The organism is Flagellimonas algarum, from assembly GCF_040513375.1.
In the GTDB taxonomy this organism is placed as follows: Bacteria; Bacteroidota; Bacteroidia; order Flavobacteriales; family Flavobacteriaceae; genus Flagellimonas_B; species Flagellimonas_B algarum.
The window spans coordinates 1,338,220-1,364,326 of sequence record NZ_JBEVTG010000001.1; the positions used below are offsets into that span (position 1 = coordinate 1,338,220).

Below are 26,107 nucleotides of genomic sequence, written 5' to 3' on the forward strand. Positions count from 1 at the left end.
CACATCTCAAATTATACATTTCGCAAAGAAATGCAGCGAAATATATGAAATTTAACAAAATCGGGACAAATTTACCCTTTTTTATTTTGATGGGATTTTAGCATAAAATTCACGATCCATAGCCCGCAAACTGTTAAAAAAAGGTGCCGTATTTTCGCATTTGACATTATTGGTTACCTTCATTCAATTATCGACTTGACGACCACAGACCATGCTTAGGCAAAAGATCACTCTAAAACACATTGCGAAAGAACTTGAAGTTTCCATTTCAACCGTATCCAAAGCCCTCAAGAACAGTGAGGAAATAAGCCGTGATACCAAGGAAAAAATCCAGGCTTTCGCAAAGCTATACAACTACAAGCCGAACAACATCGCGATCAGTTTGAAGAACAAGCGTACGAAGAACATCGGGGTCATCATCCCGAACATTGTGCATCATTTCTTCACCACGGTGGTGCGAGGTATCGAGAAATTGGCGAATTCCAAGGGCTATAATGTGATCGTTTGCCTCTCCGATGAGTCATTCGATAAAGAGGTCATCAATATGGAGATGCTCGCCAATGGCAGTATCGATGGGTTTATCATGTCGTTATCGTCAGGCACCCAAGAACAAAACGATTACAACCACCTTAAGGAAGTGACCGAGCAGGGTATTCCCCTTGTTTTGTTCGATAGGGTGACCAGTGAGATATCGTGTGACAAAGTGGTCATCGATGATTTACTAGGGGCCTTTTTGGCTACCAAAAAATTGATTGATGGCGGTCGAAAGAAAATCGCACTGATCACTACCAAAGACTACCTCAGTGTAAGCAAGTCGCGAACCGATGGCTATTGTAAGGCTTTGATGGAAAATGGCATGGAAGTGAAGGAAGACTTGATCTTGAAAATGGATTCCATGGATGTGGATGAATCGATCATCCAGGGGTTTTTGGAAAAGGCCCGCCCCGATGCCGTACTCTCGGTCAATGAGATTTTCGCGATTTGTGCTATGCGCGTTGCGACCGAAAGAGGGTTGAAGATTCCGGATGATGTCTCTTTTATAGGATTCACCGATGGCCTTCTCTCGAAATATGCCATCCCTAGTTTGACGGCCATTGCCCAGCATGGTGAGAAGATGGGTCAAATCGCCGCCGAAATGTTGATTGACAAAGTCGAAAACGAAGATGACGACCCGAGTTTCGTCACAAAAATTTTAGAGCCTACTTTGATTGAACGGGACTCTACATTTAATTAAGTTTGTGTAGTACGGAACGTACGACCAACGAAAGCAACTTTCTTATAACCTACAACCGAATTTCAATGAACCAGGATTATATCAAACCAAACGAATGGTCGATCATCGAAGAAGGATTCGATGCCGAACTTGTAAAATCTTCAGAAAGCCTTTTCAGTATCGGAAACGGTGCCATGGGGCAACGTGCGAATTTTGAAGAGGATTATACAGGCGAAACCTTTCAAGGCAGTTATATCGCAGGGGTGTATTACCCGGATAAGACCAGGGTAGGATGGTGGAAGAACGGATATCCTGAATATTTCGCCAAAGTATTGAACGCACCGAACTGGATCGGGATCTCGATTTCGGTCGGTGGCAAAACCTTGGATTTGAACCAATGCGAGTCCGTGACCGGTTTCAGAAGGGAACTCAATATGAAAGAAGGTTGGTATGCCCGGAGTTTCGAGGCGCAACTTCAAAATGGCTGCAAAGTAAAAGTGGAGGTGTTGCGCTTTCTTAGCTTGGATTTCGACGAGGTGGGTGCTATTGAATATAAACTTCAACTGCTCGAAGGGGATGCCGAGGTGCGCATGATGCCCTATTTGGATAGTGGCATCACCAATGAAGACAGCAATTGGGACGATAAATTCTGGAATACCACCGGGGTCAGTATGGCGGGTAACCGGGCCTTTATCGAGGCCCACACCATGAAAACGAATTTCGCGACCTGTACCTTTATGGACGCCCAGGCATTCCATGGCAGTGATGCGATCGCCAAGGCCGAAGAATCATCGACCGAAACCAAGGTTTCTTTTACGTTTGGCCAGCAACTCCAAGCCGGTGAAACGATGACCTTGTACAAATATGCGGGGTATACCGTTTCTAGAAACCACGCCCCGGATACTTTGGTCAAGGCCGCGAATCAAGCCCTTGATAACGCCATCGGATTGGGCTTCGAGGCCTTACTCGATAGACAGCGTAATTCGTGGGCCGCGATTTGGAACATGAGTGATATCACCATTTCGGGGGATGTAAAGGCACAGCAGGGGATCCGATTCAATATTTTTCAGTTGAACCAAACCTATTTGGGAAAAGACTCCAGACTCAATATCGGTCCTAAAGGCTTTACCGGGGAAAAATATGGAGGGAGCACCTACTGGGATACCGAGGCCTACTGCTTGCCGTTCTACATGACGACCAAAAACCAAACGGTAGCCAGGAACTTGTTGAAATACCGTTATGACCATCTTGAGAAAGCGATCGAGAATGCAAAGAAACTTGGGTTTTCAAATGGTGCGGCTTTGTACCCCATGGTGACCATGAACGGCGAGGAATGCCACAACGAATGGGAAATCACATTTGAGGAAATCCACCGGAATAGCGCCATTGCCTTCGCCATTTTCAATTATTATCGATTTACAGGCGATTACACCTACATTCCTGAAATGGGTTTGGAAGTTTTGATCGGAATAGCGCGTTTCTGGCATCAACGGGCGAACTATTCGACCAAAAAGAAAAAGTATGTGATCTTAGGGGTTACCGGTCCGAATGAATACGAAAACAATGTGAACAACAACTGGTATACGAATTATTCGGCCAAGTGGTGTATCACCTATGCCCTCGAGCAGCTACAAAAAGTTAAGGACGGTTACCCAGACGATTATCAGCGCATCATCGGCATAACGAAGTTGACCGAAGCCGAAACCGAGCAATGGGCCGAGGTAGCCGAAAACATGTTTTTCCCATATTCCAAAAAATTGGGGCTCTATCTGCAGCAAGATGGCTTCTTGGACAAAGACCTGGTCAAGGTCGCCAATCTGAACAAATCGGAACGGCCATTGAACCAGAAGTGGAGTTGGGACCGCATCTTGCGATCACCGTACATCAAACAGGCCGATGTGCTGCAATGTTTTTATTTCTTCGAAGATCATTTTTCGACGGAAGAATTGGAGCGGCACTTCGATTTTTATGAACCCTTTACCGTGCACGAATCATCGCTTTCGCCCTGTGTGCATAGCATCCAGGCCGCAAAATTAGGGAGGATGGACCAAGCGTACACGTTTTACCTTCGTACCTCGAGGCTTGATTTGGACGACTACAACAAGGAGGTCGAAGAAGGCTTGCACATCACTTCAATGGCCGGCACATGGATGAGTATCGTGGAAGGATTCGGTGGAATGCGGGTAATCGAAGACAAACTTTCATTTAATCCGCAGATACCACAACAATGGAAGGCGTACAGTTTCAAGGTCAATTTCCGTGATCGCATCATCAAAATCAATATCGATGCCAAGGGGTCGAGTTATGAATTGATGGGCAAAGAGGAAATGTCGATACGGGTGAACGGTAAAAAAGTGGTCTTGCGACCGAATGAAACCATCTCCGCCTGATCGAAACGATTACTGAAACACTATGGTAGGTCGATTTGAAATACGGGCATGTGCAGCGATAGCGGTGTTGCTTTCGTTGACTTCTTGTACGGACAAAAAAGAATCTTCCACCAAAACCACGGTTGAAACTATGCAACGAATGGAAAAAAAGGCAGTGGTATACCAGGTATTTACCCGATTGTTCGGCAATACCAATACCACCAATAAGCCTTGGGGTACCCTAGAGGAGAATGGAGTAGGTAAGTTTGCCGATTTTGATGACACGGCATTGGAAGAGATCAAGAAGCTTGGGGTAACCCATATCTGGTATACCGGGGTGCCGCATCATGCGGTAATCAATGATTATACCGCCTATGGCATTTCAAATGACGATCCCGATGTGGTGAAAGGAAGGGCCGGATCACCCTATGCCGTTAAAGACTATTACAATGTCAATCCGGATTTGGCAGTGGATCCCGCGAAGCGATTGGAGGAATTCGAAGCCTTGATCGCCAGAACCCATAGCATCGGGCTGAAGGTGATCATCGATATCGTGCCGAACCATGTCGCCAGGAATTATGAGGGGATAACCAACCCGGAAGGGGTTTCCGATTTTGGATCAGGGGATGATATCGGTTTGGAGTACCATAAGGACAACAACTTCTACTACGTTCCCGATACCCCTTTTGAATTGCCCGATTGGCAAGAGGGGTACCGGCCCCTTGGAGGTGGTGAAAACACCTTGGCGGATGGCAAGTTCGTCGAAGTTCCCGCCAAATGGACGGGCAACGGGTCACGTTTGGCAAAACCCAACTTCAACGATTGGTATGAGACCGTTAAGGTGAATTATGGAGTCAGGCCCGATGGGACGATCGATTTCGATAGCCTTCCCGATAGCTATGCCGAAAAAGGCCCCAAGGCCCATTCGGAATTTTGGGAAAATAAGACGTTGCCCGATTCTTGGATCAAATTTCGCGATATCGCCTTGTATTGGTTGGATAAGGGTGTGGACGGATTTCGATTCGATATGGCCGAAATGGTCCCAGTGGAATTTTGGAGTTTTCTGAACTCGTCCATCAAAATGAAGAATCCGGATGCCTTCCTATTGGCCGAGGTCTACAATCCCGCATTGTATCGTGATTACATCCACAAGGGCAAGATGGATTACCTCTACGATAAAGTCGAGCTTTACGATAGCTTAAAACATATTATGAAAGGATACGGGTGGACCGACCACATCCACACTGTGCAATCGGGGATGCAAGACATCGAACACCATATGCTGCACTTTCTGGAGAACCACGACGAGCAACGTATCGCGAGTCCTGATTTTGCAGGTCAAGCTGAGATCGGCAAACCGGCAATGGTCGTTTCCGCAACGATCAGTACATCGCCTACGATGATTTATTTCGGCCAGGAAGTCGGTGAAGATGGTTCTGAGCACGCCGGATTCGGAAGTCCGACACGAACATCGATATTCGATTATATCGGAGTACCCGCGCATCAACGTTGGATGAACGACAAAAAATTCGATGGTGGCCAGTTGACTTCAGAAGAACGTGAGTTGCGTGATTTTTACCAAAGATTACTGAATTTCACCATCAACAGTAGTGCCCTGATGGGGCCTTACCAAGAAATCCACTACAACAACAAGGAACATACCCAAGGATATGACCATAGGGTATTCGCCTTTGTACGATGGTCGGAGGAAGAGCGCCTGATCATCGTTTCGAATTTCGATTCGGAGCGTTCGTATTCCCTTGATTTGAAGTTGCCCGAAACTGTGGTGTCGGCATGGAAGCTTCAGTCAGGGGCACATGATTTGACCGAAGCACTTTATGGTAAGGCCGTTCCTGATTTGCAGGTCAAGAACGGGGTAGGTAGGATCAACATTTCGTTAGCGCCCTTAGAATCGATGATCCTTTCTTTACAATAAAAGAAAAACGGACCGAAACCCAGGTTCCGATCCGCCTTCCGTCAAGTTGGTCAGCTAGTTAGCTTTTCGGGCTGGTCGCTTTGTACATCATCGCAATGACGACCCCTGCAACCGCATAGTAGACAATCTCAAGAACCGCATCGATCAAGTATCCGTTCAAGGCCATTAAGTTAGCCGTGGCGTATTGGATCATCCAAATCCCCAATCCTACGAAAACCCCGAACCATAGTCCGAATTCAGCCCCTTCTTTGGCACTGTGGTGCCCTCGACTCCATTTGCTGTACAGGGTGCACATGGCAAAGGCCTGAAATAGGTTTCCGATGATAATGAACATAAAATCAGGTGGATCCTTCATGACGTCCGAAATGACGTATCCTTCGAAGAGATCCGCTGTCGCTACCCCCCAAATGAGGTATCCCAAGAGGAACATGACCACGGTGGTCACGAGGGTAGCCAAAAGATTTTGTTTTGAAAACATACGATTTAGTTTTGTTGGTTAAAAAATCTTGACAATATAGTAAAAAAATTGCCATATCATTAAAATATAGCATCTTATATTGAAGATATGATAATTCAGGATTCAAAAAAAGGCGTAGCTAATGTGTGCCTTCCATGGCGGATATTCAGCAGCAAGTTGTATTTTTAAGCCATGGAGCACTACATAAAGAACATGAAGGTTTTTGTGGCATTATTCGCACTTTTAACCAGCACAGCCTGCACTATGGATCAAGAAACCACATTGGTCATCGGTCATCGTGGCGCGATGGGATATGAAACGGAAAACACCTTGGCCTCCATTCAAAAAGCGATGGATCTCGGGGTAGATATGATCGAGATCGATGTCTTCAAAATAAAGAGCGGGGAAATCGTCGTTTTCCATGATGAGACCCTTGAACGTCTTTCCAATGCAGGAGGTCCTATTGAAGATTATTATATCACCGATTTAAAACAGGTGGTGTTGAACGGCAATCACCAGATACCGATGCTTCAAGAGGTCTTGCGATTGATCGACAACAAGGTGGCCTTGAATATCGAGCTCAAAGGGGCCGAAACAGCAGATCGGGTCAATTTCATTATGGATTATTACATCAAACAACGGGGGTGGTCGGCGTCCAATTTCGTGATATCCAGTTTCAATTGGGACGAATTGCGACGTATCCGCGAGTTGAATAAAGAAGTAGCCATTGCCGTATTGACCGAAGAGGACCCCTTAGAGGCCATTCCGGTAGCTGAAGAGTTGGGCGCGGTTGCAATCAACCCATATTTTAAAAGCCTTACCGAAACCAATATCAAAGCGATCCATAAGGCGGGATTCAAAATCTACACCTATACCGTTAACGAGCCTGAAGATTTACAGAAAATGCTCGACTTCGGGGTCGATGGTATTTTTACCAATTATCCAGATCGAATCCAATAATGTTCGATGTCATCATCATCGGTGGTGGCGCGGCGGGATACTACACCGCCATTCAGATCGGGCTACGTAGGCCAAACTTGAAGGTTGCGATTTTCGAAAGGGGAAAAAGTGTGCTTTCAAAAGTCAAGGTTTCAGGCGGAGGCCGCTGTAACGTCACACACGCCGCTTTTGACCCCAAAGAGCTCACAACCCATTATCCGCGTGGTGAAAAGGAACTTTTGGGCCCTTTCCACAGCCATGCACCTGGCGATGTTATGGAATTCTTCAACGAACGGGGTGTGGCCTTGAAGGTAGAATCCGACGGGCGTATTTTTCCGGTAAGCGATAGCTCGCAAACGATCATCGATTGTTTTCAATCAGAGGTAGAACGCCTTGGCGTCACCGTCCTTAAAAACAATCCGGTCAAGGCTTTAGAGCCTGTCGAAGGCGGGCATTGGAAAGTCACAACGAAAAACAAGCACTATGTTGGCAAACGCGTGGTGGTCGCCACCGGAAGCAACCCGAAAGTTTGGCAAATGCTTGGTCGATTGGGCCACCAAATCGTGGATCCGGTTCCTTCATTGTTCACTTTCAATATCGATGACCCCAGGATCAAAGGATTACAAGGGCTGAGCACCGAGGCCTCGGTAGCTGTACTACCCAAAAAGCACTACGACTCGAAAATCGTCATCCAATTGAAGAGCGCCGTGAGAAATGATCCGGTTTTAGAAGCCGATGGCCCCTTGCTGATTACCCATTGGGGGTTGAGTGGCCCTGCGATTCTTAAATTATCCGCATGGGGAGCCCGCTTACTTCATGAGTATCGCTATCATTTTAAGATCAAGGTGAACTGGATACCCGAATACACAACGGGATCCGTCGAAGGATTCTTGATGGAAGTAAAACAAATGGATGCCAAACGAACTGTGGTGAAGACAAAGTTATTCGATCTTCCCAGCAGGCTATGGATCGCTTTGGTCAAGGCGGCCGACATTCCTAAGGATATGAAGTGGGCCGATATTCCGAAACCCATGCTTCAAGCATTGGCAGTACAATTGACACAGTGTGTTTTTAAAGTTACCGGCAAAAGCACCTTTAAAGAGGAGTTCGTAACGGCAGGCGGTGTCGACTTAAAAGAAGTGAATTTCAAGACCTTCGAAAGCAAACTACTGTCCGACCTTTATTTGGCCGGGGAAGTGCTTAATATCGATGCCATTACAGGAGGCTTCAATTTCCAAAACGCTTGGACCGGGGCCTATCTCATTGCCCAGGCTATCGCCGAAAAATAGCTTAGAGCAACGTGTTCGCCAATAAGGCGGCAACAAGTCCCCCCGCTATCGGGGCGAGTACCGGAATCCATGCGTACCCCCAGTCATTCGAGGCTTTTTGTTTGATGGGAACTAGGGCATGGATCAAACGCGGTCCGAGATCCCTTGCCGGGTTTATGGCGTAGCCCGTGGTGCCGCCCAAGCATAGCCCGATGACCCACACCAAAAGGGCAACCGGTAAGGCACCCAATGAACCCAAACCGATGATCGTGTTGCTTTCATTCAAGGTAGCATCGGTAAAAAAGAGAATGGTAAAAACCAAAACAAAAGTACCGACCATTTCTGAGAGGAAGTTCAAGGGGGTATGCTTTATGGCAGGGGCGGTACAAAATACCCCTCGTTTGGTCGGCCCATCTTCGGTGGCATCGAAATGCTTTTTGTTCAAGAGCCACACCAAAAACGCCCCCAACATCGCACCCAGCATTTGACCTCCCAGGTATTGCGGTATATCATAAATCGAAAATTCACCGGCCATGGCCAACGCTAGGGTAACTGCCGGATTGATATGCGCCCCACTATACGGTCCTGCGACAACGACCCCTACGTAAACCGCCAAGGCCCATCCGGTGGTAATCACCACCCAACCCGAACCGGACCCATAGGTTTTGTTCAGTGAAACATTGGCGTTGACCCCACACCCTAAGAGTATGAGTAAAAAGGTGCCGATCAGTTCTGCTATAAATGGTGTCATGGTTGGTCTTGAAAAGGTTTAGTCGTTTTTGCTCCAATATTCCAAAGCGTTGATGGCCCGATACCAGCCTTTGATGGCCGTTTCGATCGATCCACGCTCTTGGGTGGGTTTGAATTGGACATCCGATTTCCAAATGTCCTGTATTTCTTCTTGGCTCTCCCAGAATCCGACCGCCAAACCTGCAAGATAAGCGGCTCCCATCACCGTGGTTTCCACGATTTCAGGTCGGATCGCGACCGTATCCAACACATCGGCCTGGAATTGCATCAGCATATCGTTCACCGTTGCACCACCATCGACACGGAGTTCTTTGATCGAAATCCCTGAATCAGCTTCCATGGCCTTTAGGATATCCATGGTCTGAAAAGCGATGGATTCCAAGGCCGCCCTGGCGACATGGGCATCGGTACTGCCCCGGGTAAGCCCGAAAAGGGTGCCCTGCGCATGTTGGTTCCAATGGGGTGCCCCCAACCCGGCAAAGGCAGGAACGAAATAGACCCCTTCTGAACTATTGACAGATCCCGCTAAGGTTTCGACCTCTGAGGAGGTTTTGATGATCTTTAAACTGTCGCGAAGCCATTGTACCACGGCTCCAGCGATAAAGATGCTCCCCTCAAGGGCGTAGGTGGTCTTTCCATTGATCTTCCAAGCGACGGTGGTCAATAAATTGTTTTTGGAAACGATCGGTTTCTCCCCGATATTCATCAACATGAAGCAACCCGTACCGTAGGTATTTTTGACCATGCCTTGATTGGTGCACATCTGTCCGAACAAGGCGGCCTGTTGATCACCGGCTATACCGGCAATCGGGATTTTCGATGCGAAGAAATTCGGGCTGGTGTGCCCATAGACCTCACTTGATTGACGCACCTCGGGCAACATGCTTTTTGGTATGGTGAACAAATCGAGCAGTTCGTCATCCCACTGCATGGTATTGATGTTGAAGATCAACGAACGGCATGCATTGGTGACGTCGGTGATATGCAGTTCCCCTTCGGTCATCTTCCAAATCAACCAAGAATCGATCGTTCCCCAAGCCAATTCGCCATTTTCAGCGCGTTCGCGCATTCCTTCCACATTATCAAGGATCCATTTTACTTTGGTGGCCGAAAAATAGGCGTCGATCACCAATCCGGTTTTTTCCCGGATCAAATCGGCCTTGCCGGCCGCTTTGAGTTCATCACAAAAAGTCGCAGTGCGTTTATCTTGCCAAACGATGGCATGGTAGACCGGCTCTCCGGTTTTTCGATCCCAAACCACGGCCGTCTCCCTTTGGTTGGTGATTCCGATAGCGGCGATCTGCTCGCCCTTGATCCCAGCCTTGGTCACCGCTTCAGCCGCCATACCCGCCTGGGTCGACCATATTTCGGTAGCATCATGCTCTACCCAACCTGGCTGGGGAAAAATTTGGGTGAATTCTTTTTGGGCCACTGAAACGATCGTGCCCGCTTTGTCGAATACAACTGCCCTCGAACTCGTAGTGCCCTGATCTAAGGCAAGAATGTACTTTGTCATTGCATGGATTTTGGAAATGGAATTTACTAAAATAATTTGTGTAGCTTGGCTAAAGTAACCGAATAAAGACTTAAAATTTGGAGACCTATATCGCCTTTCTCCGAGGAATCAATGTTGGGGGTCAGAAGAAGATTAAAATGGCCGAGTTGAAAGCCTGCCTCGAAGGAGGTGTCATTGAAGAGTTGCAAACCTATATCCAGAGCGGCAACTTGGTATTCAAAAGCGGATTGGCCGACAGTGCTTTGTTAGCCAACGAAATCAAGGATAAGATCGTGGATCGTTATGGGTTTGAGGTGCCTGTATTGGTCATGACCTTAGGCCTTTTACAGGCGATCCATTCGAACAACCCCTATTCAGGTACAGCGGATGGGCGCCAGCTCTATTTCGTCTTATTGGCTGAAGCTGGGGCACCCGATCGGGTCAAGGCCTTTGAACAAATGCATTTCGAACACGAGGAATTCGAAGTGACCGACCACTGTGTGTATTTGAACTGCCTTGCCGGCTATGGCAAAGCCAAACTGAGCAATAACCTTGTCGAGCGAAAACTGGGAGTGGCCGCAACGGCAAGAAACTTGAAGACCATTGAAAAAATGATCGCCTTGGCCGCTGACCCATGAATTCAATTCAATTGCCAGATCTTAAAGTTGAGCAAGGTTGCGAAGCCGACCCAAAGTAGATAGGGCACCATCAATATGGCGGCGGTCTTGCTTACCACTCGAAACCATCGAATGGTCAGTACGATCAGTACCAACAACACTACGATTACGAACAGCGCGGCCAAAGGATTCTTGAATCCGAAGAAAACGATACTCCATAAGGCATTCAATAATAGCTGAAAGCCGAAATGGTACAAGGCGGTCTTAACCCAAATATGGTAAAATCCCTTGCCCCAAACAACTCCCGCGGCGATACCCATCAGCACATACAACACCGTCCAAACAGGTGCGAACAGCCAATTGGGCGGATTGAAACTGGGTTTGTTGAGGGTCAAGTACCAGTCGTTGACCGAACTTTGGGTAGCAAAGCTCGACAAAAAACCGATGAGCAAACAAACGGCAACGGTGATGAAGATTTTAAGGACTTTGCGGTTCATGGTGGTACAATTCCTACTAAAATAACAATTTATTTGAACCATGGGTTTTAGTACCCAACATCCAGTATCTTTGATCAAAATTCGTTTGATGACCGAAAAGGATTTTGTTCCTAAGCAATTGGATACGCTCCCCGAATCGGGAAGTATCGGTTGGAAAGCCCCTAGTAATATCGCTTTGGTCAAGTATTGGGGGAAGAAGGCCGGTCAGATTCCGGCCAACCCTTCCATCAGTTTTAGCCTTGACGCCTGTGCGACCCGAACGACCATGCAATTCGAGCGTCTATCGGAACCGGCAGCTGAGGTCGATTTTGATTTCCGTTTTGAAGGCCGGTCCAAACCCGCATTCAAACCAAAGATCCAGACGTTCTTCGAAAGAATTCTTCCGTTTGCCCCTTTCCTTAAAGGGTATCGGTTCGTTATCGATAGCAGCAATTCGTTTCCCCATAGCAGTGGTATCGCTTCTTCGGCCAGTGGTATGGCTGCATTGGCGCTATGCATATTGGAAATCGAAAGACTTGCTAACACCTCGCTTTCAGAGGATTATCTGTTGAAAAAAGCTTCTTTTTTGGCCCGATTGGGGTCAGGAAGTGCTTGCCGAAGTATTGAGGGTGGACTTGTACAATGGGGGGCGCATCAAGAAATCGAAGCCAGTTCCGACTTGTACGGGATTCACTATCCTTACGAAATCCATAAAAGTTTTGAGCGTTATCACGATACGATATTATTGATCCACAAAGGGCAGAAGACGGTCAGCAGCTCGGTGGGTCATGGTTTGATGAACGGGCATCCTTTTGCAGCGCGAAGGTTTGACCAAGCCCATGAAAACCTCGTGCGTTTAAGGGGAATCCTTAAAAACGGGGCCCTTGATGAATTTATTGAAGTGGTTGAAAGCGAGGCGCTTACCCTGCATGCCATGATGATGACCGGAAGTCCTTATTTTATGCTGATGCTGCCGAACACCCTTGAGGTCATCCATAAAATTTGGGATTTCAGGAAAGCCACAGGCGTTCCGATTTGCTTCACCTTGGATGCCGGGGCCAACGTGCACCTGCTCTATCCTGAATCAGTTAAGGAAAAAGCCATTCAATTTATTCAGGATGAATTGGTTGCATACTGCGAAAACGGACATTATATTTGCGACAGGGTTGGAACAGGGGCTTCCAAACTGTAATATTTGTATAATTATTCTTACAAATTTACGTTGCTGTAGGGAGGTGATTCACAAAGAACTCCCAATAATTTGATAGCCTGCCCCAGTTTGTTTACATTTATTGAAATATGGTTGAACAAAATAACATAAAAGGCCCACTTTTTTATTCAAAAATCCTTCTTTTCGGAGAATATGGGATCATCAAGGATTCGAAGGGACTTTCCATTCCATATAACTTCTTCAAAGGGGCGTTGAAAACCACCGACACTTTGGAGGGCACTGCAAAAGCCTCGAATGAAGGATTGAATGCCTTTGCCGATTATTTGGCCACCGTACAGCAGGAAGGCGTCGCCAGTTTTGACTTGGAAGCCCTCCGCGACGATATTGCCAATGGCATGTATTTCGATAGTTCGATACCCCAAGGCTATGGAATCGGAAGTAGTGGGGCCTTGGTAGCCGCCATATACGATAAGTATGCCCATGAAAAGATTACCGTTCTCGAAAACCTGACCCGCGATAAATTGCTGACCTTAAAAACGGTTTTCGGTAAAATGGAGTCGTTTTTCCATGGCAAATCCTCAGGCCTAGATCCCTTGAACAGTTATTTGAGTCTGCCGATTTTGATCAATTCAAAAGATAATATCGAATCGACCAGCCTTCCTTCGCAGAATAAAGAAGGTAAGGGTGCGGTGTTCTTGTTGGATAGCGGCATGACCGGCGAAACTGCGCCTATGGTACAATTGTTCATGGAGAAGATGAAGCATGAAGGGTTTCGTAAGGTCATCAAAGAAAAGTTCATCAAACATACCGATGCCTGCGTCGATCACTTTTTGAATGGTGATATCAAATCGTTGTTCGGTCACGTCAAACAACTTTCGCATGTGGTCTTAGATCATTTCAAACCGATGATTCCATCCCAGTTCCACCAACTCTGGCAGAAAGGGATCGAAACCAACGATTACTATTTAAAACTTTGTGGTTCTGGCGGTGGTGGCTATATCTTAGGCTTTACCGAAGATATCGACCGTGCCCAGAAAGCCTTGGATGGCCACAAGCTTGAAGTGGTCTACAACTTCTAGCAGTCCTCGCATGTTCAGCCGAAAGAATAAACTCTTGCTTTTCAAGCTCTTGAGTCTATTCTCTGTGGTGAGGGGATACAACATCCTGATGATCATCCTCGCCCAATATCTGGCTTCCATTTACATTCTCGCACCCGATTGGCCCCTTCGAAAAGTGGTTTTGGACGGGAACCTTTTTCTAATTGTCATTGCCTCGGCCATGGTCATCGCAGCAGGGTATATCATCAACAATTTCTATGATGCGGAAAAGGACTTGATCAATAAACCTACCAAAAGCATGTTAGACCGATTGGTGAGTCAACAGTTTAAGTTGACGACCTATTTCGTTTTGAATTTTTTGGCGGTTTTCGCGGCGAGTTACATTTCGTTTCGGGCGGTGTTTTTCTTTTCAGCCTATATTTTCGGTATTTGGATCTATTCGCATCGGTTGAAGCGATTACCGGGAATCGGGAATTTGATCTCTGCCACCTTGGCAATCGCCCCGTTTTTCGTGGTTTTCGTTTACTACGGAAATTTCGAGACCGTCATTTTCGTTCATGCGCTATACCTGTTTTTATTGATCTTGTCACGAGAGATCATCAAGGATATGGAAAGTATGGCCGGCGATATCGCTCAGGGATATGGTACCCTGCCGATCATGCTGGGGGCACGAATGGCCAAATCATTGGTCGCCCTATTGATCGCCCTAACCTTGGTGCCGACCTATCTTTTGATCTATGTCTTTGATGTGGGGTATATGACCTTCTACTTCATCGCCTCGGGGATCTTGTTGATCGTGTTCTTGGTGTTGCTCTATCGTTCGGGTGCCAAAATGCATTATGTAGGCCTGCACAACATCTTAAAGTTCATCATTATCGCAGGTGTTTTCAGTATCTTGTTGATCGACTTGGATGTTGTTTTAAATCGAATTCTATGACAGAAGCAAGGCTGAAAGTGGCCATGGCACAAATCGCCCCGGTTTGGTTGGACAAGGATGCCACTATTAAAAAAATCGAATCGAATATCAATGCTGCGGCCGTCGAAAAAGCCGAGCTCATCGTTTTCGGTGAAGCACTTTTGCCTGGCTACCCGTTTTGGCTGGCCTATACCGATGGAGCTGCGTGGAATTTGGAGGTCAACAAAGAGTTACATGCGCATTACATACGCAACGCGATAGCGATTGAAGCCGGTGATTTGGATTCGATCTGTGCCTTGGCAGCAGCGCACCAAATGGCCATTTACCTAGGTATTATGGAGAAGCCTGTGGATCGAGGAGGGCATAGCCTGTACGCTTCCCTAGTGTACATCGATCCAGAAGGAAAGATACGCTCGGTGCATCGCAAACTGCAACCCACCTATGATGAGCGGTTGACCTGGGCGCCCGGCGACGGCCATGGGCTGCGGGTGCATCCTTTGAAGCGCTTTACCGTGGGGGGGTTGAATTGTTGGGAGAATTGGATGCCTTTACCACGTGCCGCCTTATATGGTCAAGGGGAGAACTTGCATATCGCGGTCTGGCCCGGCAACTTGAACAATACCAAAGACATAACCCGGTTTATCGCCAGGGAAAGCCGCAGTTTCGTGATATCGGTCTCATCAATGATGGGCCATGGCGATTTTCCTGAACATACGCCCCATTTGAATAAGATCCTAGACAAGGCCCCCAAAGTTTTGGCCAACGGGGGTTCTTGTATCGCAGGCCCTGATGGGGAGTGGATCGTGGAACCCGTGGTGGGTAAAGAAGGCCTCATCTTTCAAGAATTGGACTTTAACCGCGTGCTCGAAGAACGACAAAATTTTGATCCCGTGGGCCACTATTCAAGACCGGACGTAACCAAATTGACGGTTAACCGCGAACGGCAATCGACACTATCCTTAGAAGGATAAGGTTCATTCGTCAAGTAATTCATACCCTTTCAAAATGCCTTTTTCGATAGGGGGCAAGCCGCGATCCATCCATGAGGGTTTGCCCGCACCTTTTAGATAATGGTCGAAATATTGGGCCATACGGATACTGAAGTCCTTTCGATTTTGCAATTTCAGCGGCCAATGGGGTTCCCCATTGTAGTTCAAAAACCATGAGGGTTTCCCCAAACGTCTCAGACTTACGAAAAATTCAATGCCCTGATACCAAGGCACATGGCCGTCGGCGTCATTGTGCATGATCAATAACGGGGTATTGATCTTGTCGATATTGAAAATCGGTGAATTCTCGATATAGCGTTGAGGATATTCCCAAGGCGTGCCACCAATGCGACTTTGGGTATGTTCGTATTGGAATTGTCGACTCAACCCGGTCCACCAACGGATTCCACCGTAGGCGCTGATCATATTCGGTACGGGGGCTCCTGATTCCGCCGCTTTGAAAATATCGGTTCGGGTGACCAAATAGGCGATCTGGTAGCCTCCCCAGCTGTGGCCTTGAACCCCGATACGTTCGCGGTCGATATAGCCCTTTTCCAAGAGGGAAGTGATTCCTGGAATCACACAATTGTAGGCACTTTCACCGGGGTAGCCGATGCGGTAGTGCACATCGGGATTGAAGATGACATACCCTTTGCTGGCATACAGGCTGTAATTGATCGTCGATCGTTCGGCCCTTGGATGTCGGTGTCGGTGGACGCCATCGGAACTCTTTTCATAAAAGTTGACCAAAAGCGGGTATTTTTTATTTGGATCAAAATCCTGCGGTTTGACCAACATCCCTTGCAACTTTTTACCATCCAATGAAATCCAATCCACCAATTCCATGGTTCCCCAATTGTATTCCTCTTGTTGTGGATTGGCATCACTTACTTGGATCGGACGTTTGAAATCCAATGTACTCAGGTAAAGGTCAGGAAAGGTTTCGAAGGACTGTTTGGTAAACATGACGCGATCGGCGAGCTTGGCTTTGATCGGCCTTGAAAATCGATATGGAGCCGTCACCAATGTGGTCATCTTTCCATTGGAAGCATTTAGGGCTACATAACCCCCGTTCTTGGTGGTTTCGTTGAAACTGCTTAGCAACACAGGTTGTTCCAAATCAATGGCCTTTTCCTCAGGATCGAGATCCAGATACCGATACACGGTTTTTGAAGGACGGCCATTGGTCAGCCGTTCTTTTTGTCCGGTTTCGGGCTGTATTTTCCAGATGTCGTAGCGATCATAGATCAAGAGGTGCCCATCTTCCTTGGTCCACCCGGCCACACCATAGGGGTAGGGATAGTTCGGATAGTCGTTTTCCTCGCTATATCCGACGATTCCCTTGCTCAAAGCGTGGTAATCGCCAGAGCGCATGCCGTAGGTAAACCAGGTGCTATCGATGCGGCTATAGCCAAAGGCATAGCGCCCCTTTGGGCTCAATTGCATGCGGGGAGCTTTTTTGAATTCATGCAGGCTTGCCCCTGTTTTTACATCAATGACTTGGTAGTCATAATACCTTCGTGCGGTCCATTGGCTCGAGAGGGCATAGGGCATTCCGTTGCGGATCAGGGCAAGTTCGGCATCCCCTTTATCCCCTAAGTCGGTTTCGTAATAATCGGCATTGGCCAAGGGAACGATCTTTTGTTCCGAAAGGTCATAGACCGAAGTGTAGGCCCGTATCGAGTCGTTTTTCAACTGCAGTTCCTGCACGGTATAGAGACGGGGTTCATCATAGGTCCATACTTCCACATTGACGATTTCATCATCCAACAAAGCGGTATCTTTCTCGATTGGGGGTGTGGCCAGACCGAAGTATAACTTCGATTCATCTTCAGAAAAATGAACGGTTCCGTTTTTTGAGACCACGTACCCCTTTGGTGCGCTCGGGTTGTCAAGCAGCTTGGTTGTGGAACCCTCCTCTTGCCATAGGTGCAATTCGTAGGGTCGTAGCTGTACTTTGGTGGTGTCGCTATCACTGATGAAGCCGAGTTTGGTTCCAGTAGCGCTGAATTTCAATTGATGGTATTTGGTCTTACGACCGCTGTGTACGGTGGTGGTCGCTCCGGTTTCCATATTCCTGACCTTGACTTCGGTTAGACTATCGAGTACCGTGCCAGTGGTGATATAGGCAAGCCATTTTCCTTTTTTAGCAAAGGTGAAATCGGTAACGAAAGGTATGGTGTCTTCATTTTGGGTCTCCAAGTCATGCAGTACAAGGTGGTAGCCGGTCTTTTTGCCCACTTTTTTAGCCTTCTTTTTCTTTTTGGCCGATTCTTCTTTGGCAACCGAGTCTTGTGCTTTCCCGTTTTCTTTCGCTTTCGCTTTCTTCTTGATTTCTTCCAATTGATAGGCCAAGTAGCCCGACCATTCCTCGGGGAGTCTATAGGATTTGATGTTCCCGATTTTCGTCAATGAGCCATCCTTTAAGTTCAGGATACCAAGCGAATCCTTAGGAAGGTCTTTCTTCTTCACCTTTCTCCTTTTCATGGCATCAACGCTGTCTTTCCAGGCCTTGATGGTGAAAATGGCATAATTCGAATCGTAGCTAAACTGTCCTTTTTGACCTCTGGGATAGCGGAGAATGACGTTCGCTTTGGTATCAAGTACGCTTAAGCTGTGGTCTTTTTCGCCCTGTTCAAGGCTGTAAAGCACATAGGAGCCGTTTGGTGATACCGCTTCACCTTCAATGGTGCGCCAACGGTCGTAATCGCTGTGGTCAAGTACCTTTTTTTGGGCCAATGACAAAAAGGGAATGCAGACAAAGATCAGGAAGAGTTGTCGGGTTTTCATTTCAAGTGGATTAGTCCCCATAAATATAGCGCATTCAAGGAAGTTTACCCCAGTCAATAGCGTCTGAAATGGTGGTGTCCGTTCCGTTGGGTTTATGTACATTTGCGCAAAATTTATGACTGATGGCGAAATCAGACAATGGCCGCAAACCTTCGAACCGACGCGGCGGAAACTTCAAGAAGGGTAATCAACAAAAAGGAAGCTTTGCCGAACGCGCTCGTGAACAGCTGCGTGCCAAGAAAAGCGGCGGCTCGAAACCCAAAAAAGATCCAGACCTGATCCGTTTGAACAAGTATATCGCCAATGCGGGTATTTGTTCACGACGTGAGGCGGACACCTATATTGCCGCAGGCAACGTTAGCGTGAACGGTGAGGTGATCACGGAGATGGGCTTTAAGGTCAAAAGAGACGATGATGTCCGTTTCGATGGGCGTCGGTTGAACCCGGAGAAAAAAGAATATGTGTTGTTGAACAAGCCGAAGAACTTCATCACGACCACAAATGATGAAAAAGGCCGACGCACTGTGATGGAGCTTATCTCAAGCGCATCCAATAACCGCCTGTATCCTGTGGGCCGTTTGGATCGTGCAACCACCGGACTCTTGCTTTTTACCAACGACGGGGATTTGGCCAAACGCCTGACGCATCCAAAACACGGGGTACGTAAAATGTACCATGTGCAGTTGGACAAAAACCTCAAATCATCGGATTTGCAGAAAATCGGGGAGGGCATTACCCTTGACGACGGCGAGGTTCAAGTCGATGAGATCAGTTATGTTCAAGGCGCCCCGAAGAAGGAAATCGGGGTCGTGATCCATTCAGGACGTAATCGGATCGTAAGACGCATCTTCGAGCATCTGGGTTATGATGTGGTCAAATTGGACCGTGTGGTCTTTGCCGGTCTTACCAAAAAAGACCTACCCCGCGGTCACTGGCGTTTTCTCACCGAGCAGGAGGTCATCAATTTAGGGATGATCCGCTAGGGTCAGGATTCACTTTCATAGATATCGAACTCCGCTGAAATCGCCTTCATCAATTGGGCGTCCTCGAAATCTTGATCGGTAAGGGTCGATAACTTTTTCAAATAGCGGTCAAACTGCCCTTTATGGAAAATGGTGAGCATCTTTCCGCCTTCCTTACATCGGGCGGCATGCCAAACATGCGGGGGTACGGTGACCGTATCACCCGGTTTAGCGATGATGGTCTCCTCATCGAAGATCAGCTCTACCTCACCTTCAAGAATGTAGAATACCTCGGTCATGATCTTGTGGTGGTGTCTCCCTAAATAGAAACCGGGTTTCAAGCTGTCTTCAACGAAACTCAAACTTCCATTGGTATGGTCCGATGAGAGTTTGACGAAACAATGATCTTGGGAATAGTCGTAATTCTCACCTTTGCCGTTGCGAATGACTTCTTTGGAATCCATGTGATGGTTTTTAGTTATTGTGATAAGCGCGTGATACTTCGTAACTGTCTTCGAACCAATTCCACAAAATGACCTTACCGTCTTTGACCTTGACCCGCAACGCATAGGTGAATTCACGGGTTTCTCGGCCCGAACGGGTCAAAAGCCCCTTCATTTGCCCGAAATACGCAGCCGTATCGCCGCTGGCGAAACCATCAGTCGGTTCCCATTTCAAGGTTTTGAAATTTTCTCCGAATACAGGAAGGAAATCCTTCAAAATGGATTCTTTTCCGTACCATGGTCCGATCCAGGGTAGGCTTTTGTCGCCGGAATTCTGCCAGACCATATCATCGTGCATCAAACCGATCATGGTCTCCATATCACCTTTGCCCATGGCGCCCATAAAAGCATTGGCGACATCCATGGTCGATTGCGAAATATCGGCAGTGGTTTCGGTTAATGTTGTTTCTTGAGGTTCGGGCGTTGGTTCTTTAGGGGTTTTCTCAGCACAACCGATTGGGAGTAACATGCCGAACAAAACGAAAGCTGCAAGTCTTTTCATACGAATGGTTTTGTGTTTTAATCCATAATGGACGGGATTTCATCCATCCCGACAAAAATAAATCGAACGGAATTCCACTGGTGGTAAATACTAGCCGATATAGGGTAAAAATCGGAAACTAGTTCGTTTTCAGCTGTTTCTGAAAAGCTTTAGGTGAAATACCGGTGCGCTTTCTGAAAAACTTGAAAAAATTGGTCGGTTCATCGAAACCCGAGCGGTAGGCGATTTCGGTCATCGTAAGTTTGGAATTCGCCAAAAGCCGTTTGATCCGCAGGATCAAGATTTCATCGATAAAGGCCTTGGTGTTCTTTCCGATTATTTTTCGCGTAACATTGTTCAATGTTTTGGTGCTCACACCTAGGGCAGTGGCGTAATACGTAACGCTTTTTTGTTCAAAGCATTCATTTTCAATTCGTTCTTGAAGTTCAATAAACTTCAAAATGGCCGTGTCATTCGAAAGTTGGCGGTATTGAACCGATTTGATGCGGTACAGCTTGAGTACGATGAGCTGCACTAGATTACGAACGATTTCCGTAGCCTGTGGATCGATGTTCCGCAGTTCTTCACCAATATGCCCGATAAAGCCCGAAAGGGTCTCGAACTCGGCTTTTGTCAATTGTAGTTTTGGGGAGCCCAGAAGCTCATTGAACAATTGAAATAGGCGGTAATTTTCGTTTCGACTTGAAAATCGCACGGCGAAGTCTTCGGTAAAAATCAGAATTTTTCCTTTTGCGTTCGATTTATGAAACCGGTGTACCGTATGTTTTCGCATGCAGAAGACCGTACCCTGTTCATACTGATGGTCTTTATAGTTGATGCTATGGGTTCCGGTACCTTCACTAATAAATAGCAATACATAGAACCCAAGCTTGTGATGATCAAATTGATCGTGGTCTTTTGGCTGCAGTTGGAGGACCTTTTGCAAGGAAACCAGATCGATGTGACTGGTTTTGTCTCGTGGATGGGCAAACTCGATTTCCTTGATCGACGGTTGCATTTTCTTTGTCCGTTTAATTCACCTGGTCGGTAGTGTCGGGCGGATAGTTCCGGAAACCTTGTCTATCCCCAACACCCTTTCCCTTTACTCATTTTTGAAAGCTTGTTCCAATTCTTGACTACCTCCGACAACGGGTATGCTTAATTCGGTACCGCTGAGGTCAACGGTCAGTTCGGTGCCAGGTTCTGGCCAAAGGGTGAATTCGCGATCACTTGAGAAAACCATCAATGCGATCTGTTGTCCTTTGGGGATGATTTGATCATCGGGCATCAAGTCAAAACTTAGCTCATAGAACCGGCCGGGTTCGAGTGGTTCACTTTCGCGTAGGGAGCGGTGGTTTTGGGGATCGGCCCAACCCCGGGTAATAATATTGTCGGTGATCTTGGCCCTTTTTCCTGCTTTCCAAGGTAGTGACACCAACCATACCGATAGATTGGCTGCCGCTTTACTACTCGACAAGCGAATGCTGACCCTCGGCACCCCTGAAATATGCACGTCTTTTGAAAGTACCGGACTCACATAGAGCAACCGATGATCGGTTACTTCGGCCTGCGCCAGGGCAGCTCCGGAAAACGAATAATTATCACTGATTTTTTCGGAAATCCTTTCTTCGCTCTTCGTCAGTTGCAATTGCCCTAGTGCTGGAGCCCCTGCGTAAGGGTATAAAGTTACCTGGGCTGCATCTGGATTGGGATATTGAGGATAGGGTGTCGGCTCTTGTGGGGAGTCGTTTTCGCGAACGATCCACGCTTTGGGATCCTTTTCCACCCCATTTTCGACCCCGTGGAGGTATCGGGTAAACCAGCGGTTCATCATGGATAGCGGTGGGGGGCCACCATGACCGTTCTGATGGTAAAAAATCTGACTGGGAATGCCTTTTTCAACCGCCGCTTTGTAAATGCGGTAACTGTGCTCGGGCATCACGTTCCAGTCGTTGAAGCCATGTGACATCAACAAGGCGGCTTTCATGGGTCCCATTTCGTTCAAATAGTCCCGGCCGGCCCAGAATTCATTGTAATCACCGGTAATGCGGTCCATGCCTTGTTTCATTTCTCCGTCCCGAACCGTTTTGTTGTTGTAGGGCCTTTTCGATTCGTCACCACTATGGATGAAATCGTAAAGGACATCGATATCTTCCCCCAAATACCCGCCTGGAGAACGAACCAGTCCGTTTGAACGATAATAGTGGTAGTAGGAGGTGTTCGGGGCGATGGGTATGATCGCTTCCAAGCCCTTGACGCCCGTTGTGGCCGCGGCAAGGGGAATGGTGCCATTGTATGAGGTGCCGGTCATGCCCACCTTTCCGGTCGACCAATAAGCCTTGACTTCTTCATTGCCGTTGCTTGATGTATATCCTTTGGCCCGTCCACAGAGCCAATCGATGACCGCCTTTGGGGCCAACGACTCGTTGTCACCCCCGACCGTTGGAGATCCTTGGGAGAGTCCGGTACCCGGAGAAGAGGAGTGTACTACGATATACCCTCTGGGCACCCAAGTATTGATGTGGGAGTTTGAAATGATCGGCCGTTTTCCGGTGCGTTTAACTTCCGGATGCAAGCGTTCTTTCGCGGGTTCACCCAATTCGTGTTTGACATCCCAAAACAAGCCCTCGACGAAGGGCGCTACCCCGGCGAAATACGGGCTTGAAACGTAGATGATCGGTAATTTCAGGCCTTCCGTTTCGGTTTGCGAAGGTCGGGTTACTGAAACGTGCATGCGATCCGGTTTTCCGTCCCCATCGGTATCGAACCCCGTCGCGACCCAAAGGTCATGTCGGATCCATTGACTGGCATCTTCGAACCCAGGAACCACCTGGGCCTCACCATCTTTGAAAACAGGAACGGTTCTTTCTTGATTTTGTCCGTTGAGGACTGCAACGCATAGGCTAAAACAAACGAATAGGAGGAGGGAGTTTTTCATCATGTCCTAAATGTACTAAAAAGAGCGGAGGGCACCGTTTTAGTCCCCCATTTCGATTCGATAGTTACGCGACCATTTAGCGCTTTCCGCTTGACCCAAGTCGATGGTTTTGAACAGCTCGGGACTGATCACATGCCGCCATCCCCAAAGGTTGACCTTGTTGGTTTTGAAATCACCCTGTTCCCGTACCCGTAATTTAGAATGGGGGTGGTACAATGCCCAGGCTGCATCTACCTGCCCGGTTCCGTTCAAATGGTCAATGAAGAATTGTCTTTTCGGGTTAAAATCGCAACATAGGGCGTCTTTCCCAAAGCTGATAGCAGCTTCTGGGTTCACCGTTTCCCAAAATCGCTCTGGATCGATGGCGAAGGGTAGTTCAAGACAAGGGAATCCTCCACTCGTACCTGATTGGAGAGCGAAGAAATTGTGCACATATTCGGAAGTCGCTATGCGTTGTTCCCCTGTATTTTCGAGAACGTAGCTGATTGAAAAACCCTGGTCTTCCAATGCAATGGTTTTGGTCAAAAGGTATCCATAACCATTCACCATTTTCCCTTCGCATTGAAAAGTCAGTGATTCTTTATGGCGTTCCATTTCAAAGCTGGCGGGTTCAATGGTATACGGTTTGTCAAAGGCGTAGGGCCCATCCTCCTTTTTCAAAAGGCCTACCCCGATTTTATGGAACCAACCCCCAGGGGCTGCGGCCTCGAAACCCAAAGCCCTCTCAATACCGAATTCATTGTAGAGGCCTTTTCCGTGCAGGGCATCGTTTTGAAATTCGGGTTTTTCATCAACGGTCAGCACCATCCCCCTGTAGGTTACCGAACTGATTTTTCCGGATTGATCAAACCGGGCGGCCTTATAGTTTTCGAATGGAAGGTCGATTCGAAGGATGAGGTCGCCATTTTGTAGGATTTCAGCCATGCCCCAAGTTACCAAAAATGCCTGGGTCAGTTTAACTGCTGCCTGAATTCATTGGGGCTCATGGCCGTCTTCTTCTTGAACATTTTACTGAAGTACTGAGGGTATTCGAACCCTAAAGAATAGGCAATTTCACTTGCACTGGCCGTCGAATTCAAAAGTTGGTTCTTGGCCCGTGCGATCAGGAATTGATGGATGTGGTCTTGGGTGCTTTGACCGGTTTCCTTTCGCAGCAGATCACTTAGGTATTTCGGTGACATGTTCAGGGCTTCACCGCAATACTTAACGGTTGGAATTCCGAATTCCAGCTGTTTTCCGTCTTTGTAATAGGCTTTTAACAATAGCTCGAAATCGCTGGCCACATCTTGGTTGAGGTTGGTCCTTGTATAAAACTGCCGGTCGTAGAAACGGACGCTGTAATTCAATAATAGTTCGAGATTCGACACGATTAGGGTTTGACTATGGGCATCGATATTGGTATGGAGCTCTTTATCGATTTTACCGACGATTTCCGTTACCGTTTTACGCTCGTCCTCTGAAAGATGCAAGGCCTCGTTGGAGGTATAGCTGAAAAAGGAATAACCGTCCATTTTTTTGCCCAATTCCGATTTACGGAGTAGGTCGGGATGGAAAACCAAAGTCCAGCCATACTTTTCTTTCGGGCGATAGCCTTTTTCAAATTCCAATACCTGACCTGGGGCGGTGAAAACCATGGTCCCCTCCTCATAGTCATAAGAATTACGTCCATAATTCGAAATCGTGAAGGGGCAATTACCTTTCAAACTGACTTGATAAAGGTCGATAGCATACCGGATACCGTCCACTTCGAATCGCTCGATTTTGTCATCGATATTAAAGATCGAAATCAAGGGGTGTTTGGGTTTGTCAAGGCCCAGAAACCCATGGATTTGGGCAATGCTTTCGACACGGATGATCTCTTTCATACTATTCAAAGTTTTGCCTATCCAATATACGGAATTTGCCTTTTCGCATCTCCTTACTTAGTTTACTTCCTGCATTTTACGTACTTGTTTCAACTGGACTTTTAAGGGCGTAAACGGGATCATTCCGATCATGAGTTTCTGTGAAAAGGTCAATCCCGAAACGACGTTTAGTTTCCCATCGAGCATTCCTGCATACCCATCTTCGGCTACACTTCGTGCTGAAACCGCTTTTTCGAACAGATCGGTTTGTTCCATATCGGCGGTTTTGGCAAATTCGGTCTCCGTTGCCCCTGGCATGAGCGTCGTAACGGTGATATTGGTATCGTGCAGTTCTTCGGCCACCGCATTACCCAAGAAGTTCACGTAAGATTTGGTGGCAAAATAGATGGCCTGCAACGGCCCTGGCATGTAAGAGGCGGTTGACGAGGTATTCAAAATTTTTCCATTATTTCGAGCGACCATTTCCGGTAAGAAGAGATGCATCAACTCCGTTAGGGCCACCATGTTCAATTGGATCATTTGGAGTTGGCGCTCCCAGCCCAGCTCATAGAACTTGCCCCGAAGCCCGAACCCTGCATTATTGATCAAGTAATCGACTTGGATTCCGCTCGCCTTCACTTCTTCAAAAAGCGATTTAGCCGCACCTGGAGTACTGAGGTCTTTGACGACAGGTGTTACTTGAATGCCGTGTTTCTTTTCCAACTCCTGCTTTAAGGCGGTCAATTTATCGACCCTTCGGGCCACTACGATGAGGTCACCCCCTTTTTCGGCGTGTATGGTCGCCAATTCCTTGCCGATACCACTACTTGCGCCTGTGATCAATGCTGTCGTATTCATTTGTTTTAAGATTTATACGACAAAATTAGGGCGGGTAGGCAAGGAGGATGTATTCGAATTGCCGATTGTTGTATACT

General features: G+C 47.4%; 23 protein-coding genes. 11 read left to right on the plus strand and 12 right to left on the minus strand.

Annotated features, from left to right (window positions below):
• Positions 1-211: 211 nt before the first annotated feature.
• From ABV409_RS06115 to ABV409_RS06125, 3 genes are all read left to right on the plus strand, one after another.
• Positions 212-1,234, plus strand: coding sequence for a LacI family DNA-binding transcriptional regulator (locus tag ABV409_RS06115; protein ID WP_353876662.1), 1,023 nt, complete (start codon positions 212-214; stop codon positions 1,232-1,234).
• Between the two features lie 65 nt (positions 1,235-1,299).
• Complete coding sequence (locus ABV409_RS06120; RefSeq protein ID WP_353876663.1) at positions 1,300-3,603, plus strand: glycoside hydrolase family 65 protein; 2,304 nt, start codon at positions 1,300-1,302, stop codon at positions 3,601-3,603.
• Between the two features lie 22 nt (positions 3,604-3,625).
• Entirely contained in the window at positions 3,626-5,518 is a 1,893-nt protein-coding gene (locus ABV409_RS06125; RefSeq protein WP_425589993.1) for an alpha-amylase family glycosyl hydrolase, read from the plus strand.
• Between the two features lie 58 nt (positions 5,519-5,576).
• Here the strand turns inward: ABV409_RS06125 and ABV409_RS06130 are convergent, their stop codons facing one another.
• On the minus strand, positions 5,577-5,996 hold the full coding sequence (locus tag ABV409_RS06130; RefSeq protein WP_353876665.1) for a hypothetical protein: 420 nt from the start codon (positions 5,994-5,996) through the stop codon (positions 5,577-5,579).
• Positions 5,997-6,239: 243 nt separating this feature from the next.
• On the opposite strand from ABV409_RS06130, the gene ABV409_RS06135 reads away from it, so the two are divergent.
• Entirely contained in the window at positions 6,240-6,935 is a 696-nt protein-coding gene (locus ABV409_RS06135; RefSeq protein ID WP_353876666.1) for a glycerophosphodiester phosphodiesterase, read from the plus strand.
• Positions 6,935-8,203, plus strand: a complete 1,269-nt coding sequence (locus tag ABV409_RS06140) for a BaiN/RdsA family NAD(P)/FAD-dependent oxidoreductase (protein WP_353876667.1) — start codon at positions 6,935-6,937, stop codon at positions 8,201-8,203. Before ABV409_RS06135 ends, ABV409_RS06140 begins: the two co-directional genes overlap by 1 nt.
• 1 nt (position 8,204) lies before the next feature.
• Here the strand turns inward: ABV409_RS06140 and ABV409_RS06145 are convergent, their stop codons facing one another.
• Both ABV409_RS06145 and glpK read right to left on the minus strand, forming a co-directional pair.
• Positions 8,205-8,933, minus strand: coding sequence for an MIP/aquaporin family protein (locus tag ABV409_RS06145; protein WP_353876668.1), 729 nt, complete (start codon positions 8,931-8,933; stop codon positions 8,205-8,207).
• Between the two features lie 18 nt (positions 8,934-8,951).
• On the minus strand, positions 8,952-10,448 hold the full coding sequence (gene glpK / locus ABV409_RS06150; protein WP_353876669.1) for a glycerol kinase GlpK: 1,497 nt from the start codon (positions 10,446-10,448) through the stop codon (positions 8,952-8,954).
• Positions 10,449-10,525: 77 nt separating this feature from the next.
• Between glpK and ABV409_RS06155 the strand changes: the two genes are divergently transcribed.
• Positions 10,526-11,065 (plus strand): DUF1697 domain-containing protein, encoded by a 540-nt coding sequence (locus ABV409_RS06155; protein ID WP_353876670.1) that lies wholly within the window; start codon positions 10,526-10,528, stop codon positions 11,063-11,065.
• Between the two features lie 2 nt (positions 11,066-11,067).
• Here ABV409_RS06155 and ABV409_RS06160 read toward each other — a convergent pair whose 3' ends face one another.
• Complete coding sequence (locus ABV409_RS06160) at positions 11,068-11,541, minus strand: TspO/MBR family protein (RefSeq protein WP_353876671.1); 474 nt, start codon at positions 11,539-11,541, stop codon at positions 11,068-11,070.
• Positions 11,542-11,629: 88 nt separating this feature from the next.
• Here ABV409_RS06160 and ABV409_RS06165 point away from each other — a divergent pair, with 88 nt between their 5' ends.
• The 4 genes from ABV409_RS06165 (at position 11,630) to ABV409_RS06180 (ending at position 15,636) form a co-directional block, all read left to right on the plus strand.
• A complete protein-coding gene (locus ABV409_RS06165; protein ID WP_353876672.1) occupies positions 11,630-12,712 on the plus strand; it encodes a diphosphomevalonate decarboxylase in 1,083 nt (360 codons plus the stop codon).
• Between the two features lie 125 nt (positions 12,713-12,837).
• A complete protein-coding gene (locus ABV409_RS06170) occupies positions 12,838-13,770 on the plus strand; it encodes a mevalonate kinase family protein (protein ID WP_353876892.1) in 933 nt (310 codons plus the stop codon).
• 10 nt (positions 13,771-13,780) lie between these two features.
• Positions 13,781-14,686: a geranylgeranylglycerol-phosphate geranylgeranyltransferase gene (locus tag ABV409_RS06175; RefSeq protein ID WP_353876674.1), complete on the plus strand. Its 906-nt coding sequence runs from the start codon at positions 13,781-13,783 to the stop codon at positions 14,684-14,686.
• Entirely contained in the window at positions 14,683-15,636 is a 954-nt protein-coding gene (locus tag ABV409_RS06180; RefSeq protein WP_353876675.1) for a carbon-nitrogen hydrolase family protein, read from the plus strand. Before ABV409_RS06175 ends, ABV409_RS06180 begins: the two co-directional genes overlap by 4 nt.
• A 3-nt stretch (positions 15,637-15,639) precedes the next feature.
• On the opposite strand, the gene ABV409_RS06185 is transcribed toward ABV409_RS06180, so the two are convergent.
• Entirely contained in the window at positions 15,640-18,444 is a 2,805-nt protein-coding gene (locus tag ABV409_RS06185) for an alpha/beta hydrolase family protein (protein ID WP_353876676.1), read from the minus strand.
• Between the two features lie 122 nt (positions 18,445-18,566).
• Here ABV409_RS06185 and ABV409_RS06190 point away from each other — a divergent pair, with 122 nt between their 5' ends.
• Positions 18,567-19,427 (plus strand): pseudouridine synthase, encoded by an 861-nt coding sequence (locus ABV409_RS06190; RefSeq protein ID WP_353876677.1) that lies wholly within the window; start codon positions 18,567-18,569, stop codon positions 19,425-19,427.
• Between the two features lie 2 nt (positions 19,428-19,429).
• On the opposite strand, the gene ABV409_RS06195 is transcribed toward ABV409_RS06190, so the two are convergent.
• The 7 genes from ABV409_RS06195 to ABV409_RS06225 form a co-directional block, all read right to left on the minus strand.
• Complete coding sequence (locus ABV409_RS06195; protein WP_353876678.1) at positions 19,430-19,870, minus strand: cupin domain-containing protein; 441 nt, start codon at positions 19,868-19,870, stop codon at positions 19,430-19,432.
• A gap of 10 nt (positions 19,871-19,880) precedes the next feature.
• On the minus strand, positions 19,881-20,411 hold the full coding sequence (locus ABV409_RS06200) for a nuclear transport factor 2 family protein (protein ID WP_353876679.1): 531 nt from the start codon (positions 20,409-20,411) through the stop codon (positions 19,881-19,883).
• 118 nt (positions 20,412-20,529) lie between these two features.
• On the minus strand, positions 20,530-21,408 hold the full coding sequence (locus ABV409_RS06205) for a helix-turn-helix domain-containing protein (RefSeq protein WP_353876680.1): 879 nt from the start codon (positions 21,406-21,408) through the stop codon (positions 20,530-20,532).
• Positions 21,409-21,492: 84 nt separating this feature from the next.
• Complete coding sequence (locus tag ABV409_RS06210) at positions 21,493-23,331, minus strand: Xaa-Pro dipeptidyl-peptidase (protein ID WP_425589994.1); 1,839 nt, start codon at positions 23,329-23,331, stop codon at positions 21,493-21,495.
• Positions 23,332-23,367: 36 nt separating this feature from the next.
• Positions 23,368-24,252: a hypothetical protein gene (locus tag ABV409_RS06215; RefSeq protein WP_353876681.1), complete on the minus strand. Its 885-nt coding sequence runs from the start codon at positions 24,250-24,252 to the stop codon at positions 23,368-23,370.
• A gap of 26 nt (positions 24,253-24,278) precedes the next feature.
• The gene (locus ABV409_RS06220; protein ID WP_353876682.1) at positions 24,279-25,193 is read right to left on the minus strand and encodes a helix-turn-helix domain-containing protein; all 915 of its coding nucleotides are present in this window, start codon (positions 25,191-25,193) and stop codon (positions 24,279-24,281) included.
• 57 nt (positions 25,194-25,250) lie between these two features.
• Positions 25,251-26,030, minus strand: a complete 780-nt coding sequence (locus tag ABV409_RS06225; protein ID WP_353876683.1) for an SDR family NAD(P)-dependent oxidoreductase — start codon at positions 26,028-26,030, stop codon at positions 25,251-25,253.
• Between the last annotated feature and the right edge of the window lie 77 nt (positions 26,031-26,107).

Excerpts from the sequence above, each read along its gene's own strand:
- ABV409_RS06115 (WP_353876662.1), top strand. The coding sequence starts at position 212 with ATGCTTAGGCAAAAGATCACTCTAAAACACATTGCGAAAGAACTTGAA.
- ABV409_RS06120 (WP_353876663.1), top strand. The coding sequence starts at position 1,300 with ATGAACCAGGATTATATCAAACCAAACGAATGGTCGATCATCGAAGAA.
- ABV409_RS06125 (WP_425589993.1), top strand. The coding sequence starts at position 3,626 with ATGGTAGGTCGATTTGAAATACGGGCATGTGCAGCGATAGCGGTGTTG.
- ABV409_RS06130 (WP_353876665.1), bottom strand. The coding sequence starts at position 5,996 with ATGTTTTCAAAACAAAATCTTTTGGCTACCCTCGTGACCACCGTGGTC.
- ABV409_RS06135 (WP_353876666.1), top strand. The coding sequence starts at position 6,240 with ATGGATCAAGAAACCACATTGGTCATCGGTCATCGTGGCGCGATGGGA.
- ABV409_RS06140 (WP_353876667.1), top strand. The coding sequence starts at position 6,935 with ATGTTCGATGTCATCATCATCGGTGGTGGCGCGGCGGGATACTACACC.
- ABV409_RS06145 (WP_353876668.1), bottom strand. The coding sequence starts at position 8,933 with ATGACACCATTTATAGCAGAACTGATCGGCACCTTTTTACTCATACTC.
- glpK (WP_353876669.1), bottom strand. The coding sequence starts at position 10,448 with ATGACAAAGTACATTCTTGCCTTAGATCAGGGCACTACGAGTTCGAGG.
- ABV409_RS06160 (WP_353876671.1), bottom strand. The coding sequence starts at position 11,541 with ATGAACCGCAAAGTCCTTAAAATCTTCATCACCGTTGCCGTTTGTTTG.
- ABV409_RS06165 (WP_353876672.1), top strand. The coding sequence starts at position 11,630 with ATGACCGAAAAGGATTTTGTTCCTAAGCAATTGGATACGCTCCCCGAA.
- ABV409_RS06175 (WP_353876674.1), top strand. The coding sequence starts at position 13,781 with ATGTTCAGCCGAAAGAATAAACTCTTGCTTTTCAAGCTCTTGAGTCTA.
- ABV409_RS06180 (WP_353876675.1), top strand. The coding sequence starts at position 14,683 with ATGACAGAAGCAAGGCTGAAAGTGGCCATGGCACAAATCGCCCCGGTT.
- ABV409_RS06185 (WP_353876676.1), bottom strand. The coding sequence starts at position 18,444 with ATGAAAACCCGACAACTCTTCCTGATCTTTGTCTGCATTCCCTTTTTG.
- ABV409_RS06190 (WP_353876677.1), top strand. The coding sequence starts at position 18,567 with ATGGCGAAATCAGACAATGGCCGCAAACCTTCGAACCGACGCGGCGGA.
- ABV409_RS06195 (WP_353876678.1), bottom strand. The coding sequence starts at position 19,870 with ATGGATTCCAAAGAAGTCATTCGCAACGGCAAAGGTGAGAATTACGAC.
- ABV409_RS06200 (WP_353876679.1), bottom strand. The coding sequence starts at position 20,411 with ATGAAAAGACTTGCAGCTTTCGTTTTGTTCGGCATGTTACTCCCAATC.
- ABV409_RS06205 (WP_353876680.1), bottom strand. The coding sequence starts at position 21,408 with ATGCAACCGTCGATCAAGGAAATCGAGTTTGCCCATCCACGAGACAAA.
- ABV409_RS06210 (WP_425589994.1), bottom strand. The coding sequence starts at position 23,331 with ATGATGAAAAACTCCCTCCTCCTATTCGTTTGTTTTAGCCTATGCGTT.
- ABV409_RS06215 (WP_353876681.1), bottom strand. The coding sequence starts at position 24,252 with ATGGCTGAAATCCTACAAAATGGCGACCTCATCCTTCGAATCGACCTT.
- ABV409_RS06220 (WP_353876682.1), bottom strand. The coding sequence starts at position 25,193 with ATGAAAGAGATCATCCGTGTCGAAAGCATTGCCCAAATCCATGGGTTT.
- ABV409_RS06225 (WP_353876683.1), bottom strand. The coding sequence starts at position 26,030 with ATGAATACGACAGCATTGATCACAGGCGCAAGTAGTGGTATCGGCAAG.